This window comes from Desulfovibrio sp. (assembly GCF_035644575.1).
Classification (GTDB): domain Bacteria; phylum Desulfobacterota; class Desulfovibrionia; order Desulfovibrionales; family Desulfovibrionaceae; genus Desulfovibrio.
In genome coordinates, this window is record NZ_DASQOG010000130.1 from 1 (window position 1) to 16,084 (window position 16,084).

The following is a 16,084-nucleotide window of genomic DNA, read 5'->3' on the forward strand; positions in this document are numbered from 1 at the left end:
TGGGCGACGAGAACGTGTGATGCTACTGGAAGTTGAAAATCTCTACGCCGGCTATGGCAAGATTGAAGCCCTTCACGGCATTTCATTTCACGTGAACAAGGGCGAAATAGTCACCCTCATCGGGGCCAACGGCGCTGGCAAGTCCACCACGCTCAAGGCCGTCATGCGACTCACGCCGCCGGAATCGCCCACTGTTATCAGCGGCGACATCCGCTTTAACGGCGAATCCATCCTGAAAACAGAGCCGCACCATGTGGTTGCCCGCCTCAAGATGGATCTTGTGCCCGAAGGCCGCCATATTTTCGGCAACCTCACGGTGAACGAAAATCTCAAGCTGGCTACCTGGACGCGCAAGGACAACAACATCCAGCGGGATGTGGATAAGGTTTTTGAGCTTTTTCCGCGTCTTAAAGAACGCATGCACCAGCGCAGCGACACGCTCTCTGGCGGCGAACAGCAAATGCTGGCCGTGGGCCGCGCGCTTATGACCAACTGCTCGGTGCTGCTGCTGGACGAACCCTCCATGGGTCTTTCGCCCCTGTTGATGTACGACATGTTCCGCACCTTCAAACAACTCAACAGCGAAGGTCTGACCGTTGTGGTTGTGGAGCAGAACGCCCGCCTGGCGCTCCAGGTGGCGGATCGCGGCTACGTGCTCGACACTGGCAGCATTGTGGCGGAAGGTTCCGCCGCCCATCTGGCCGACACGCCGGAAATCAAGGCAGCCTATCTGGGCGCATAAGCTCATCTCGCGCAACTATCAGTAAACAACAAAGCCCCCGTTTTTCAACGGGGGCTTTGTGCGTTTGCAGGCAGCACGGGTGCTATCGGGCCGATGCAACCATTGCTGCGCCTATGCGGCGGGCCTGCTCCAGGTCTTGCGGAAAATGCGCATCGCGGTAAGCGGCTTTTTCCGGCTCGGAAAACCGTTCGCACTTGTACTTGCTGTAGTCGTCAAACTGATAGGTGTTGCAGACATGCTGCACCTGCGGCTCGCCAAAAAGGCGGCCCACAAAGGTTTCCATGCCCTTGAGATTCTGAAGGTAGCCGTACTGCTCCATTTCTTCGCTGCTCACGTTCATGGCATAAATAAAGGCCGTGGGCATGCGCTTGGGGGCAAGTGAGCTGTACTCCTTGTCATACACAAAGAAAGGAAACATGAGGCGTTCCATAAAACTGCGCATCACACCAGTGACATTGCCAAAATAAATGGGGCTGCCAAAGATAAGCCCGTCCGCCTGCGAAAGCTTTTCCAGCACCGGGGCCAGATCATCCTTGACAGCGCAGTGCCCGTAGCTCTTGCCGCCCTCTTTTTTGCACGAAAAACAGCTCACGCAACCCTTGTAGCTGAGATCGTAGAGATGGATCATCTCGGTTTCCACGGTTTCACCACAGGGTGCGGCTGCCGCTCCGTCCAGAGCAGCCTGAAGCAGCTTGACCGTATTGAACTTCTTTCGCGGGCCACCGTTTATGGCGTAAATTTTCATTATATCCTCCTGTGGGAATAGGTTGATGACAAGGGACTTCTTGACCACCATGTATACCTGCTTTAATATCATTATCACAAGTACGCATTTTTTTCTTCCCTACTTTTTGCGAGCATACCATGACAAAATCTTCTTCACGCGCCGCCAACTGCCTGTACGATGACAAGGCAGAATGCCCCATCCTGCACGTTTTCAAATGCATCGGCGGCAAGTGGAAACTGCCCGTTCTGTGGCATTTGGCCGAAAAAGAGACCCTTCGGTACAATGAACTGAAACGCACTGTGCGGGGCGTCACCAACATGATGTTGACCAAGTGCCTGCGCGAGCTGGAAGATTTTGGTCTTGTGCATCGCATGCAATACAACGAAATTCCGCCCAGAGTCGAATACTCCCTCACAGAGCGCGGCAAAACACTACTCCCGGCGCTGGAGGCGCTGTACGCCTGGGGCCGGGAGCATCTGGATTTTGCAAAAGATACGGAAAAACTGGAAGCAGAAGATTGCGGCTGTCAGCCCCGCGCCTGCCCGGATAGTTTGGTGGACAGTTCTCTGGACGGTTCGGCGGATACTTCCAAGCGCGGTTCAGCAGCCTGAGCGCACCCGGTCCCGCTACGGAAGTTTTCCACTACAATGCCGGTGATTATAAGCGCGCCGCCAAGCAGGGTCGCCAGAGTCATCTGCTCGCCCAGCAGGGCCGCGCCAAACAGCACCGCCGCCAGTGGATTGAGCGCAATAAAGACGCCAGCGCGAGCCACGCCAATCTTCTGGATGCCGTCATAGTACCAGATATAGGCCACGGCGGAGCCAACTATGCCCAGATAGAGCAGGCTGAGCATTTCGCCGCTGCTGAACTGCGCCACGGCGGCAAAATCCAGCGCGCCTGTGCAGGCGGTATAGGCCGCCAGCATGAGAGTTCCGGCATAGATGGAGTACGTTACCGTGTGCAGCGGCCCAAGCTGCCGCACCACTGATTTGCAAAACACGCTGTAGGCGCTCCAGCTCAGCACGCAACCGCCTATAAGCGCCTCGCCCAGCCAGCCGCTGCCGCCAGCCCCTGCCCGCTGGGGATCGCCGCCGCCGACCACCAGAGCCACGCCGCCGAAACACAGGGCAATGCCAAGCATTTTCAGCGCGCTCACGCGCTCATGGTAAAAAAGATAGGCGATAAGGGCCATGACCGCCGGGTTCAATGCCACAATCAGCGCCGCGCGCGAAGCGCTGATGTGCTGCAAGCCGCTGAAGAAGAAAAAACTGTACGAAAATATACCGCAAAACCCCAGCAGGGTCACCACCAAGGCCTGCCCCGCCGTTACACGGCGAAAACCCTTGCCGGAAACCACAAGGAACAGACTCAGCGCCGCTGAGGCCAGCAAAAACCGCAGGCTGGCCGAAAACATGGGCGCAACGCCAGCCAGGCTCCTGCCCGCAATAAAGGTTCCCCCCCAGGCCACAGCCACCAGGGCCAGCCGCACGTATACGGCGGCGTCCCCCGCGCGTTCTTTTGCAACATTCATTTCAATACCTGACTTTGCTGAAATTCTGCGGTCAAAGGCTATTCACAGATTGCACCCGTTGCACCCGCGAGCCAACATGCATACACTTACGAGCATGCGAACTCATAGAGAAATGAGCAATAACTCATGGTAAATCGTAGTGACACTGACCCAGCTTGAAATATTTTCCACCGTGGCCGCGCGCCGTGGCTTCACTGCCGCCGCCCTGCAACTGGGCATTTCGCAATCTGGCGTGTCCCACGCCATTGAAGCGCTTGAGCAGGAATTTGGCGTGGCCCTGCTGCGGCGCGGAAAAAATCTGGAGCTTACAGATGTGGGCGCTCGCCTGCTGCGTCAGGCTCAGGCCATGCTGGGGCTGGCGGAATCCATGCGGCAGGAGGCTTCGGACGCGCGCGGCATGAAGCGCGGCACATTGCGCATCGGTTCCTTTGGACCCACAGCCTCGCTGCGCCTGCTGCCCCCGGTGCTTGAAAAATACAGCGCGGTTTACCCCGGCATTGAAATCCATGTGGATGAAGGCCCGGACGGCGAGGTGGCCCAATGGCTCGCGGACCACCGCGTGGACATTGGTTTTGTGACCTTGCCGGATGACCGGTTTGACACATTTCCCCTCATGGAAGACCAGCTGGTGGCCCTGCTGCCTCTGGCGCACCCGCTGGCGAAGAAAAAAGCCGTCACCCTTGAGGAACTTTGCGCCAGCCCCTTTGCCATGACGAGAGCCGGGTCTGAAGACATTATCGGGGGGCTGTTCCGCGCGTTGCGCCTGCAACCCAATATTCGTTGGCGCTCGTTGCAGCTTGTAAGTACCATTGCCGCTGTGGCGCGGGGCGAGGCCGTGAGTATTGTGGCGGAATCCGCCCTGCCGCCTGAAAAAGCACCGGGCTACATCAAAAAGCCCCTCCGCCCTGCGGCCCGGCGGCAGGTGGCCCTGGCCGTGCCGGACGCGCGCCGCATGTCGCCCGCTGCGCGGGAGTTTATCCGCATGGCGCAGGAGGTTTTTCCGCATCCTGCGCAGTCAGTCGCAAGGCAGGCAACACGATAAAATTGCCTGTTCCCCGGCAAAAGGTATAGACTGCATCAAACGCACGGCTTCGCACAACAGAGGGGGTTCACCATGCATGTTCTCATTCTGGGCGGCACTGGCTTTGTGGGGCGATACATGGCAACGGCGCTCATGCGCCAGGGCCTCACCGTAAGCGTGGTTTCACGCAGGGCGGGCAAAGACGGCAACGGGCCTCGGCGCGTGGTCTGGAACGGCTGGGATGGAGCTGCTCTGGCCGGATTGCTGGACGGCATCGACGCCATCATCAACCTTCAGGGCGAAAATATCGGGGGAGGCCGCTGGACGCCGGAGCGCAAGCAGGCCATTGTGAACAGCCGGGTAGAAACCGGGCAAGCCTTGTGCGTTGCCCTGCGCCTGCGCAGGGAACAATCCCAGCAAGCGCCCGCGACCCTCTTGCAGGCCTCGGCCAGCGGCTATTACGGCCTGTGGCAAAACAACGCGCCGCCCTGCGATGAAGGTGCGTCCTCCGGCAAAGGATTTCTGGCCGAAACGTGCCGCCAGTGGGAGCAGAGCACCGTGCCCGTTGAAGCGTTGGGCATCCGCCGTTGCGTACTGCGCTTTGCCCCGGTGCTGGGCAAAAAGGCGGATGGAACCCCCGGCGGATTTCTGGAGCGCATGCTGCCGCCCTTCCGCATGTTTGTGGGTGGGCCGCTGGGCTCAGGCAAACAGCCCTTCTGCTGGACGCACCTTGAAGACGTGGCCGGAGCCGCCGCCCTGCTGCTGCAAAGACCCGACCTTGCGGGCACGTTCAACATCTGCGCGCCGCGCACCCCCAGCATGAGCGAATTTGCCCACACCCTTGGCAAGGCCTGCGGCAGGCCCTCATGGCTGCCCGTGCCAGCACCGGTACTGCGCCTGATGCTGGGGCAGATGGCCGATGAACTGCTGCTCGCAGGGCAGAACCCTGTTCCGGCGCGTTTGCAGGCTGCGGGCTATGCCTTTCGCCAGCCGGATCTGGAATCAGCCCTGCGGAGTGTGTTTCTCTAGCAAAAGGGCTCCTGCTCCAAGGCTGGGATGGTAAACCGGTTGGGCACTCTGACTAGACGGATAGTCGTTACAAATAGTTCAGGCCATCCATAACCAATTGCTGAACGAACAATTCAACCTCTACCAAAGGATTTTTTATGGATTCTATAACAAGCGCAAACTATAATTCCGTGCAACCTTCTAACGTATCAGCAACAGCAACAACAAATGAAAAGAATGTGTCAAAAAAGAACGATTCTTCTGAACTACAGCAGGGAGACACTGTCACAATCTCAGAAGAAGGGAAAAAACTGTCAAAAAGTGTTGATAAAAGCGATGAAAATGAGCCATCTACCAATAGCGATTCAGGGCTTACTGTAAGCAATATGAAAATATCGCAGCAGCTACAGGACGCGAAAAATAAACAAAAACAGCTTACAGCAAAGATTGTGGAAGAAAAAGCCCAAGGAAATGACGTAAGTGCGCTGAACGCCCAGTTATCAGACGCCCAACAAAATGTAAAAAAATTTCAGAACAAGACTAACCAGTAGCTAATTTTTATGAATACTCTCCGAGCAAATACTTAGGCAATTGCTCCAGATTTTTAAAATCCGGAGCAAGACAATATTTTGTATCAACGGGAAGTGCGGCTGAACAACGTGTTGACGTGCTGAACCTCAAGCTTTCCAGTGCCAACCTGCGGTTAGAAAGCCACCTGTTTTTGCGCGTTCCAGAGTGTTCTGTAACCGAAATAGAGCGAGCAGAAACAGCACAGACACACGCAGGCGCAAATAGCCACCATGATGGTTATCTGGTACAGGATGGCAGTGGTGGGCGCGGTGCCGGAAAGAATCTGGCCTGTCATCATGCCGGGCAGCACCACTATGCCCATGCCCAGCATGGAGTTGAGCGTGGGCACGAGTGCGGTTTCCAGCGCCTGGCACACAAAGGGAAAGAGTACCTTCTCCGGCGTGGCCCCTATGTTCAGCAGCGCCTCCACCCGCGCCCGTTGCCCCTCAAGGCCGTTCCAGAACGACTTGAGCCCCAGCGAAACGCCCGTGAGCGCATTGCCCATGAGCATGCCGCTGATGGGGATGAGGTATTGCGGATCAAACAGGCTCTGCCCCACAATACAGGTCACGAAAAATATGATGATGCCCAGCCCGCAACTGGCAATGGAAACAGACACTATTACCCGAAAGTGCGGGTTGAGCCTTTTGTTGCGGGAAAGCACCAGATATATGGTAAAAAACACCAGTATGAGCAGATAGCCCATGGTGAGCAGCGGGTGCGGATGCTCGAAAAGAAAGGTCAGCGCGTAACCTGCGGCAATGAGCTGCAAGGTCATGCGCGCGCTTGCCAGCACCAGCAGTTTGGTCTGGTTGATGCGGCATTTTTTCATAACAGCCAGCACCACCAGCAAGAGCACATAGACGAGCAAAAACGAGCCTAACTGAATCTGGGCAACGCCGTTCATGGTTATTCCGCCTCTGCCCGCAGGCTGATGATGTTTTCCGCATGCCGCTCTGTCAGGGCGGGATCATGGCTCACGGCTATCACGGTCATGGCGCGCTCGCGGCAAAAGGCCAGCACCTGGGCCATAAAGCGCCCTGCCGTTTCCTGATCCAGGGCCGAGGTGGGTTCATCCAGCATCAGCACCTTGGGCAGGAATGAAAGGCAGATGGCCAGAAACACGCGCTGGCGTTCACCGCCGGAAAGATGCACGCAGGGCGCATCCAGCGGAAAATTGGCGCAGCACAGACGCAGGAATTTCTGTTTGTCTTCCGCCGCGAGGTTGGCGGATTCTCTGGCTTCGCAAAAGGCGTCAAAATTTTCGCCCACGGAGCCATCAAAAAGAAACACGGACTGCCCAGCCAGCAAAACCTCGCGCCGCAGGGCAATACTGTCGATGTCGGCCATGACCTGCCCCTGGTACAGCACAGAGCCTGCCGTAGGGGCCAGCGTTTTGTTGAACAGCCGCAGCAGGGTACTTTTGCCGCAGCCGCTGGGGCCGCTGATAAATGTGGCCTTGCCCTCTTCTATGTCCAGATCCTTGTAGGATATCTGGCCGTAGGCAAGACCGCGTGTCTGTATACAGGACATGGTTTCTCCTGATGGCTGACGTGGTGCAGGACTATTCCGGCGTAGGCCATCCTACAGAGGAGCGCGGCAAGGTCAACAGTCTGTAAACGGTTTACGCCGCGCAGCAGATTTTTTTTACATCTGCGCCAGAATCATCATCCCTTGCGCGGGGCGGCTTCTGGGCGGTTTTTTTCAGTCAGGCCGCCGTCTGCCGCAATCTGGGGCTGATGGGGCATTGTGCATTGGCGTGTATGAGGCTATGGTACGCTACCAAGTAATTTTTTATGTACAGGAACAGCATGTCCCCATCGTTCGAAGATTTTCATTTGTCCCCGGAATTGTTGCAGGCCGTCAAGGATATGGGTTTTGAAGAACCCTCTCCTATTCAGGTGCTTGCCGTACCTTTTCTGCTGACTGGCCGCGATGCGGTAGGTCAGGCCCAGACCGGCACCGGCAAAACAGCCGCCTTTGGCATGCCCATTCTGGAAAAACTCACCCCCACCAGGGGAGTGCAGTCGCTGGTGCTTTGCCCCACGCGCGAGCTTGCCATTCAGGTTGCCGAAGAACTCAGCAAACTGGCCGCCCGCAAGCGTGGCGTTGCCATTTTGCCCATATACGGCGGTCAGGCTATTGAACGCCAGCTCCGCGCCCTTGAACGCGGCGTGCAGGTGGTGGTAGGCACCCCTGGCCGCGTTATGGATCACCTCCAGCGCGGCACCCTCCGCCTGGGCGGCGCAACCACGGTTGTGCTTGATGAAGCCGACGAAATGCTCGATATGGGCTTTCGCGAAGATATAGAAGCCATTCTGGAGCGGGTGCCCGCTGAATGCCAGCGTGTACTTTTTTCGGCCACCATGCCCCCGGCTATTTTGCAGTTGAGCAAACGCTTTCTGCGCGACCCGGAAATGCTGGCCATTGCCCAGAAAACCCTGACCGTGCCCGCCATTGAGCAGGTCTACTACGAAGTGCGCCCCCATCAGAAGATGGACGCGCTGTGCCGGGTGCTGGACGCACAGGGATTCCGCAAGGCCCTGGTGTTCTGCTCCACCAAGCGCAGCGTGGACGAAGTGACGGCCCACCTGCAGCAGCGTGGCTATCAGAGCGACGGCCTGCACGGCGACCTTGCCCAGTCGCAGCGCGACAGGGTCATGCAGCGTTTTCGCGGTGAGGGGCTGGACATTCTGATCGCCACGGACGTTGCCGCGCGCGGCATTGACGTGGACGATGTGGATGCCGTGGTCAACTACGACATCCCCCATGACGCCGAGCGCTACGTGCACCGCATTGGCCGCACCGGGCGAGCTGGCCGCGTGGGCAAGGCCTTTACCTTTGTCACCCTGCGCGAGCAGCACAAGCTGCGCGACATTATCCGGCATACCAAGGCCCGCATCCAGCAGGAACGCCTGCCCTCGTTGCGCGACGTTGCCAACATCCGCACCTCGCGGCTGCTGGATGAAGTGCGCGCCACGCTGACCGCCGGGGCGCTTGAAAGCTGCATGCAGATGGTGGAAGACTTTTTGTCCGAACAGTTTGCCGATGATGTCATCACCAGCCGCGATGTGGCCGCAGCCCTGCTCAAGCTGCTGATGCAGCGCGATTTTGGCGATGCCACCAACGTGCCCGAAGAAGATCCGCTGTCCGAAGCGCCCCGCCGCTTTGGCCGCGATGGTCGTGATGGCCGCGATGGCCGTGACGGGTTCCGTCAGGGCGACCGCGATGGTGGCCGCCCGCGCCGTAACGATGCGCCCATGACCCGCCTGCACATCAGCGTGGGCCATGCCCACAAGGTTTCGCCCGGCGAAATGGTGGGCGCCATCACCGGAGAATGCGGCATTGCCGGCCGCAGCATCGGCGCCATCAGCATTCAGAAGCATTTCAGCCTTGTTGAAGTGCAGAGCGAGTTTGCTGATGACGTGCTGGCCGTTCTGAACCGGGGCGTGTTCATTGCCGGTACGCGCGTGACCGCCAAGCTGGACGCTGGCGGCGGCTCGTTCCAGCGCAAGAGCTTTGGCCCCGGCCCCCGCGCACCGCGGGGCCCCCGGCCCGGATACCCTGCCCGCAATCCGCGTGATGGCGGCGCTAACGGTGGCGGTGGCGGTGGCGGCAAGCGTTTTACACACCCCGACAAATGGGGCAGAAAACCGCGCGGCGCAGAAGACGAAAGGGATTAAGCTTTGTTGCTAGCACAACGGCCCGTTGGCTCTTGGAGTCAACGGGCCGTTTTTATTTCATTTTTGACCACTCTCAACAAGCGGGAAAAGAGACCTCCCCTTCAAGACAAGTTCCCCAGCAGGTTCTGCTCCGTCCAGCAGACAAGCTCTGCACCCGACAGCGATGCAAAACGGCCTGCATATCCTGCAATATCCTGGTGGAATCATTAATCTGAATGTGCCACTACGACCAGACTCGCTGGTAACAATGCGGATATTCCAACAAAATGATTGTTAGCTCTTACGGAACAAAAAATGGGACGGCAGAAAACGTCTGCCGCCCCGAAGAAGCACATTTGTAAAAAAAGAATACCAAGAATTATAAGGAAGATTTAACAATGACGCCAACCATGTAAGCATCAACCCGTTACAAGTCGCCGTTGCCATTCTTGCGCCGGCGGTTGCGGTCTATACCGTTCGCGATGTATCCAAGCTTGAGCATTGCTTCAAGATTGTTGTATATCTCCCGGGTGCTGCCGAGGTTGAACCCAACAGGAGATCCATAGAATGAGACACATGACGCTTTTTTCAATTTGATCCCATCCTCTGGAGTATAGCGCATTATAGGTCCAGCGCACATGCATGACGATATCAGAGCTGCTTGTCCCGCCCCAGTGGGCAATGTGGAAGGTGTGGTAAATATTTGATTAAAGACATAGCCCTGAATTGCGCACCCGCGCCCAACGTGCTAACACTGTGTGATGCACTTCGCCTCTGCTGGCTGCAATATCCCATAATTTGCTCTTCAGTGAACCTGCTACGCTTCATTCTTGTGCTCCTATATCAGGAGCACTACCTTTTCAATGACATACTTTTGCGGAGAATGGTCAAGAGCATGCACAGTTACAAAATTTTGGCATTCCCCCTGCTGACTGCCACGGTGTGGTGCATGCGCAGTACTTTCACATCTAATTATTTTCCCCTCATAATAATATTTTTTTGTACGTTAATTGGACTATGCACTCATCATAAATTGCAAAGAACTCGATTACAGTTCGAGCATGGCAAGCATGTTCAACTTTTACTAGTTGCTTGCTCTTGAACAAGGAATTTCTTTTGATTTTAAGCCGGGCTGTTGCATTAATTAGCTCTCAACAGTCATGCCCGGCAACAATCGCACCTTTTATAGCTGGCAACGCGCTAGCTCTGTATACACAAGCAACTAAGTCGTTTAAAGTTTCGGGCCAGAGTTGCTGGCCGCTACTTTTTCTCTCGGCTTTGGATGGCACCAACCCACGATTTGACCGCAAACTGTTCTGGCTGTATTTTGTGTTGAAGGTTGCATGCCTCGTACAAAGCTGGCAGTTTTTCGCAGATAGGTCATAGATAAACTCATCGATTCACACCACCACTCAGCGCTTTTACACGTATTAGCATTTTTTGATATTTTTTTTGCATTACTACATCTATAAAATTACAACACACAGAACAATAGCATAGCTTTACTCAAGCCGAGAACGATCAAATCAATGCTCACAGTGTCAATAGCAACCCACAAAATGACGCACTACTGGACTGCATGTTCCACTTCAATTACAGATATAGTATTTCACCATTACCATGTGTCCCCAACGTATCACAAGCATTGAACGTCCCGATGCGCATAGCCTTGGAGCATGATTCACGCCCAAGACGCAACGGCTTAGCCTAATCAAAGCCTGTTCCAAGTAATGATCATCTCGGCAAGATCAATGATGATATTTTAATTAATGATATCAGATTAATACAAAAAAGTTTTTATTTACCACAAGACATCGATAAAGCGTGGCATCTGATTTTAAAATGAGGCAGTTGATGCGTACGATAACACCCGCAACATGCACCGCCATAATTTTAAACTATAATGGCTATGAAGACACACTAGCCTGTCTCCATAGCATAGAAATGCTACAAAGCAAGCCTCGCCGAATTATCGTAGTCGACAATGGCTCCCCCAATAATTCTGTTCAAATGATGCTGCAACACTGGCCTAAGAGGCAGCCTCCCACAGTAATTACAGGGCAAGAGCTGATTGACCCAAATTGCTTACCTAAAGCTGAATACATTCTTTTGACCCTTGCTCAAAACTGTGGCTACGCGGCTGGCAACAACCGGGGCATTTGTTTGGCCATGCGAGATACTGACTGCAATGCACTGTGGATTTTGAATAATGACACAGAACTTGACCAGAAAGCACTGGAACATTTGTGCGACAGCCTGAACGACGATGCTGAAGCTGGCATTGCGGGATCAACTCAGGTGTACACAGGCACAGATATTGTGCAATGCGCTGGTGGAGCCTCGATAAATCGCTGGCTCGGCAGTACACGCTCCTTAAAAGAAGCCTGCAAATTACACGACATACTTCAGTGCGCACCCCAGAAGCTAAACTCCCAGATCGATTTTAATGCCGGGGCGTCCATGCTTATTCGCAGTGAAGTTTTTGAACAGGTGGGGTTAATCCCTGAAGAGTATTTTTTATATTATGAAGATGTGGATTACGGAGTAAGTGTAAAAAAGGCCGGTTTCCATCTTGTGTGGGCACGCGACAGCATTGTTTATCACCATGATGGCAGTAGTACTCGTAAGCAACGCGGTGTAGCCCCGGCATGGGTAGACTTTTTAATCCTTCGCAATCGTCTATATTTTGTAAAAAAACATTTTCTAAAGTCTGTTCCATCTGCAATACTTGGTTATGTTTGTGTAGCCTTTAACAGAATAAGGAGAGGCCAGATAAGCAGACTAAAAATCATTTTTCCAGCCATCATAGATGCACTATGCGGCAACATGGGCATGTCAGATCGTGCGAAAAGTATCGCTCGTACGGAGGTACTTGCCTACCCCCAAACATCACAGAATAAGCACCTTAAATTTTCCCTGATTGTTGCAACATACAACCACGTGAAACGATTAAAAAAACTACTGCAAAGTTTGCGCTGCCAATCCTATAGACAATTTGAGACCATCATAGTTGATCAAAATCCGGCAGGTTTTTTGAACCAATTACTTGAAGAAGTTAAGGATATTAATATTAAGGTAGTGCGCATTGATCCAAGGGGGGTGTCTTATGCCCGCAATGTTGGGCTTGCGCTGGCAACAGGAGACGTTGTGGCCTTTCCTGATGACGATTGCTGGTATGCCCCAGACACACTTACAAAGGTCAACAGCATACTGTGCGGCAACGAGCAGATCGGTGGATTATTAGTAGCATGGGCAGATATGCCGCAGCACATCACTGAACAGCAACTTACCCTGACAGACAGAATCAATGCTTTTTCACGCGGCGAAACCTTTGTACAGTTTTACCGCAAAGAAGTAGTCAAAGACATTACCTTTGACCCAGAACTTGGGCCGGGCACGGGCTTGCCATATGGCTGCGGTGAAGATACCGACTTTTTGCTGCAGGCTTTGGCAAGCAACGTAATTGTGGCCCGCACAAATGAGGTACTTGTTTACCACCCACGCCCTAACCTTAAAGACCCGGCTCTTCTAAAAAAAACTGCAGCTTACGCGTGTGGCAGGATGCGGCTGCTGCAAAAGCACAAATTTCCCCTGTGGTTTAAGCTGGTGAATGTAGCCTTTCCGCTTGCAAAGGCGATTCAAGAAGGAAAACCAGCATGGTCTTACAGATGGGCCATGTTTGTGGGCAGGCTTAAAGGGCTGCTAAACAAATAACTACAGCTTCTTCATGAACAATTCGCCTTCCCTGAAACGATATATATGGAGGAAGACAAATTGCCAGCTGAAAAGATTTGTAGGCGAACAAGCGCTTGATGAAGACCGTGATCTTTTTTCGCGGACTCGGATGCTGAAACTGGCAAATGACCGCTGGCGTTTCGGTTCTCCGCACCGGCATGAATTATTGCGCCGGGAAGATCTGGTGCAGAATCACAAACTGATAGAAAAGATTTGCCAGAAAGAAAGCCTTTCTCTGCACACCCGCAAGCGCGTGAATCGCCCAAGCCATGCCCGCATTGTCCAGACTGGCCCAGCTGGCCGGGATGAACAATGGGCGATGGATTTTGCAAGCAACTCCCTTATGGGGGGGCGACGCATCCGGATTTTGACAATTGCTGATCTGTGGGATCATTCAGCCCGGCGCTCGAAGTGGATATGTCGTTGCCTGGAGTGCGGGCAGTGCGCGTTCTTGAAAGGCTACGTCTTCAAGGCCGGTTGCCGCAGCGTATTGAGGTTGATAACGGCCCGGATACCCTGCCCGCAATCAACGCGATGGCGGCGGTAACGGTGGTGGTGGCGGTAAGCGGTTTACGACCCCGACAAATGGGGCAGAAAACCGCGTGGCGCTGAAGACGACAGGGATTAATCTTTGTTGCTAGCAAAACGGCCCGTTGACTCTTGGAGTCAACGGGCCGTTTTTATTTCACCTACGAGCCTCACCGTCAGATCGCCTGAGGAGTGAGAACAGCCCACGCATCTGCCAGTAAGAGCACGCAAGCTAGCACGGGCGACTCCTCGCCAATCACGGAGTGACGCCTCAATCTCAGACGCGTGTATGTCCTTTTGTATGTCCCAAAGAAAAAGGGCTTACGGCGGTTAGCCATAAGCCCTTAAAATATATGGTGGGTCGTGCGGGGATCGAACCTGCGACTCTCTGCTTAAAAGGCAGATACTCTACCTACTGAGTTAACGACCCGTAGAGACGCGGAATATAGCGACAGCCTTAGCAACTGTCAAGCGCGTCTTGCGACAAAATGCCGATCAAACCCATATTTACTCAAAAAGCCGCTATGCGCCCTTCTTTTCCAGCTTGGCCCAGGTGTCGCGCAGCGTGGTTGTGCGGTTGAACACGGGCTTGGCGTCGGTGCTGTCCTTGTCCTTGCAGTAGTAGCCAAGGCGCTCGAACTGCATCTTGTCCCCAGCCTTGAACGTAGCCAGGGCAGGTTCCAGCAGGGCCTCCACCTTTGTGAGCGATTCGGGATTAAGGTTATCCAGAAACGTCTTGCCCTCGGGCGCGGCATTGGGATTTTCCACCGCAAAAAGCTGATCGTACAGGCGCACTTCTGCGGGGATGGCGTGAGCCGCCGACACCCAATGGATGGTTCCCTTCACCTTGCGGCCATCGGGGCTTTGCCCGCCCTTGCTTTCAGGGTCGTACACGCAGCGCAGCTCAACCACGTTGCCCGCATCGTCCAGCACGGCCTCGCGGCAGGTGATAAAGTAGGCGTAGCGCAGGCGTACTTCCGCCCCCGGGGCCAGCCGATGGAACTTCTTGGGCGGCTCAAGGCGGAAGTCGTCCCGCTCAATATACAGCTCGCGAGAGAACGGCACCTTGCGGCTGCCATAGGAGGCATCTTCCGGGTGGTAGGGCATGTCAAATTCTTCCACCTGGCCTACGGGATAGTTCTCAATAACCACCTTCACCGGGTCGAGGACAGCCATAACGCGCGGAGTATGCTCGTTGAGATATTCGCGCACGCAGAATTCGAGCATGGAGTATTCCACGGTGGAATCAGCGCGGGCCAGACCGATACGGGAGCAGAATTCGCGCAGGGCCTCGGGCGGAATGCCCCGGCGGCGCATGCCGCTCAAGGTGGGCATGCGGGGATCATCCCAGCCTGTGACGTGGCCTTCCTTCACCAGCTGAATGAGCTTGCGTTTGGAGAGCACCGTATAGGTTACATTAAGCCGCGCAAATTCGATCTGCTGCGGGCGGTATGCGCCGAGGGTTTCGAGCACCCAGTCGTACAGCTCGCGGTTATTGATGAATTCCAACGTGCAGAGCGAGTGGGTGATGCCCTCGATGGAGTCGGACAGGCAGTGAGTGTAGTCATACATGGGGTAGATGCACCACTTGTTGCCCGTGCGATGGTGTTCCGCATGGCGGATGCGGTACAGCGTGGGATCGCGCATGACCACGTTGGGCGAGGTCATATCGATCTTGGCGCGCAACACCTTTTGACCATCGCCAAATTCGCCCGCACGCATGCGGCGGAACAGATCAAGATTTTCGTCCACGCTCCGGTTGCGCCAGGGGCTTTCGCGCCCAGGCTCGGTCAGCGTGCCGCGATATTCGCGGATTTCTTCCGCCGAGAGGTCGTCCACATAGGCCTTGCCCATCTTGATAAGCTGTTCGGCATAGTCATAGAGCTTCTCGAAGTAGTCGGAAGCGTAAAATTCGCGATCATCCCACACGCCGCCAAGCCAGCGCACATCCTCACGGATGGAATCAACGTATTCCGTTTCTTCCTTGGTGGGGTTGGTGTCGTCAAAGCGCAGGTTGCACTGCCCGCCAAATTCCCTGGCAACGCCAAAGTTAAGGCAGATGGACTTGGCATGCCCCAGATGCAGATACCCGTTCGGCTCGGGAGGAAAACGCGTGTGCACGCGATTGCCGAATCGGCCCGAAGCGTTGTCTTCGGTTATACGGGTGCGGATGAAATCCAGGCCGACTTTTGCAGTATCGCCAGCGGCGGTGCCTTCAGCAACAGTGGCGGGTGTCGTATCATTTTCGGGGGCCATAATGCGCTCCAATAGTTCCATTTAATGAGAAGTCCATAAAATTACGCCAAGCTGCGCCCCCGGTCAATGCGTGGCTGTATCAGCCGCACTGCCAGCTTGAGATGCCCTTTTATTCATAGATGGCAGAACATTCTTGACAGGTGCCGCCGTCTAGGCTAGCTTGCTTTTCTGCATTCTGGTTCGCTTAATTGCTGGCCTGATGCATGCGGAGAGGTGTCCGAGCCGGCCGAAGGAGCTCGCCTGCTAAGCGAGTATACGGGCTTAAACCTGTATCGAGAGTTCAAATCTCTCCCTCTCCGCCACA

Annotated in this window: 13 protein-coding genes and 2 tRNA genes; 9 read left to right on the forward strand and 6 right to left on the reverse strand. The window is 54.9% G+C overall.

Annotation, left to right across the window (positions count from 1 at the left end):
- The first annotated feature begins 19 nt into the window (after positions 1-19).
- On the forward strand, positions 20-742 hold the full coding sequence (locus VEZ52_RS07490) for an ABC transporter ATP-binding protein (RefSeq protein ID WP_209819340.1): 723 nt from the start codon (positions 20-22) through the stop codon (positions 740-742).
- 82 nt (positions 743-824) lie between these two features.
- Here the strand turns inward: VEZ52_RS07490 and VEZ52_RS07495 are convergent, their stop codons facing one another.
- Positions 825-1,487, reverse strand: coding sequence for a flavodoxin family protein (locus VEZ52_RS07495; protein ID WP_324836274.1), 663 nt, complete (start codon positions 1,485-1,487; stop codon positions 825-827).
- Positions 1,488-1,606: 119 nt separating this feature from the next.
- Here VEZ52_RS07495 and VEZ52_RS07500 point away from each other — a divergent pair, with 119 nt between their 5' ends.
- The gene (locus VEZ52_RS07500; protein WP_324836275.1) at positions 1,607-2,080 is read left to right on the forward strand and encodes a helix-turn-helix domain-containing protein; all 474 of its coding nucleotides are present in this window, start codon (positions 1,607-1,609) and stop codon (positions 2,078-2,080) included.
- Here the strand turns inward: VEZ52_RS07500 and VEZ52_RS07505 are convergent.
- Positions 1,996-3,000 carry a DMT family transporter gene (locus tag VEZ52_RS07505; protein ID WP_324836276.1) on the reverse strand — a complete coding sequence of 335 codons (1,005 nt, stop codon included), beginning with the start codon at positions 2,998-3,000 and terminating at the stop codon, positions 1,996-1,998. The genes VEZ52_RS07500 and VEZ52_RS07505 overlap by 85 nt on opposite strands.
- 139 nt (positions 3,001-3,139) lie before the next feature.
- Between VEZ52_RS07505 and VEZ52_RS07510 the strand changes: the two genes are divergently transcribed.
- The 3 genes from VEZ52_RS07510 to VEZ52_RS07520 all read left to right on the forward strand — a co-directional run bounded on the left by VEZ52_RS07510 (position 3,140) and on the right by VEZ52_RS07520 (position 5,580).
- A complete protein-coding gene (locus VEZ52_RS07510) occupies positions 3,140-4,042 on the forward strand; it encodes a LysR family transcriptional regulator (protein ID WP_324836277.1) in 903 nt (300 codons plus the stop codon).
- 72 nt (positions 4,043-4,114) lie between these two features.
- The gene (locus VEZ52_RS07515) at positions 4,115-5,050 is read left to right on the forward strand and encodes a TIGR01777 family oxidoreductase (protein ID WP_324836279.1); all 936 of its coding nucleotides are present in this window, start codon (positions 4,115-4,117) and stop codon (positions 5,048-5,050) included.
- Between the two features lie 137 nt (positions 5,051-5,187).
- A complete protein-coding gene (locus VEZ52_RS07520; protein ID WP_324836280.1) occupies positions 5,188-5,580 on the forward strand; it encodes a hypothetical protein in 393 nt (130 codons plus the stop codon).
- Positions 5,581-5,732: 152 nt separating this feature from the next.
- Here VEZ52_RS07520 and VEZ52_RS07525 read toward each other — a convergent pair whose 3' ends face one another.
- Positions 5,733-6,506, reverse strand: a complete 774-nt coding sequence (locus VEZ52_RS07525) for an ABC transporter permease (protein WP_324836281.1) — start codon at positions 6,504-6,506, stop codon at positions 5,733-5,735.
- Between the two features lie 2 nt (positions 6,507-6,508).
- Positions 6,509-7,132 carry an ABC transporter ATP-binding protein gene (locus VEZ52_RS07530; protein ID WP_324836282.1) on the reverse strand — a complete coding sequence of 208 codons (624 nt, stop codon included), beginning with the start codon at positions 7,130-7,132 and terminating at the stop codon, positions 6,509-6,511.
- Positions 7,133-7,410: 278 nt separating this feature from the next.
- Here VEZ52_RS07530 and VEZ52_RS07535 point away from each other — a divergent pair, with 278 nt between their 5' ends.
- The 3 genes from VEZ52_RS07535 to VEZ52_RS07545 all read left to right on the forward strand — a co-directional run bounded on the left by VEZ52_RS07535 (position 7,411) and on the right by VEZ52_RS07545 (position 13,543).
- Positions 7,411-9,282 carry a DEAD/DEAH box helicase gene (locus tag VEZ52_RS07535; RefSeq protein WP_324836283.1) on the forward strand — a complete coding sequence of 624 codons (1,872 nt, stop codon included), beginning with the start codon at positions 7,411-7,413 and terminating at the stop codon, positions 9,280-9,282.
- Between the two features lie 1,833 nt (positions 9,283-11,115).
- The gene (locus tag VEZ52_RS07540; protein ID WP_324836284.1) at positions 11,116-12,975 is read left to right on the forward strand and encodes a glycosyltransferase family 2 protein; all 1,860 of its coding nucleotides are present in this window, start codon (positions 11,116-11,118) and stop codon (positions 12,973-12,975) included.
- 13 nt (positions 12,976-12,988) lie between these two features.
- Positions 12,989-13,543 carry a hypothetical protein gene (locus VEZ52_RS07545; protein WP_324836285.1) on the forward strand — a complete coding sequence of 185 codons (555 nt, stop codon included), beginning with the start codon at positions 12,989-12,991 and terminating at the stop codon, positions 13,541-13,543.
- Positions 13,544-13,878: 335 nt separating this feature from the next.
- Here VEZ52_RS07545 and VEZ52_RS07550 read toward each other — a convergent pair.
- Both VEZ52_RS07550 and VEZ52_RS07555 read right to left on the reverse strand, forming a co-directional pair.
- A tRNA-Lys gene (locus tag VEZ52_RS07550) sits at positions 13,879-13,954 on the reverse strand.
- 92 nt (positions 13,955-14,046) lie between these two features.
- Complete coding sequence (locus tag VEZ52_RS07555) at positions 14,047-15,780, reverse strand: glutamine--tRNA ligase/YqeY domain fusion protein (RefSeq protein WP_324836286.1); 1,734 nt, start codon at positions 15,778-15,780, stop codon at positions 14,047-14,049.
- Between the two features lie 207 nt (positions 15,781-15,987).
- Here VEZ52_RS07555 and VEZ52_RS07560 point away from each other — a divergent pair.
- Positions 15,988-16,082 (forward strand) — tRNA-Ser (locus tag VEZ52_RS07560).
- Positions 16,083-16,084: the final 2 nt, after the last annotated feature.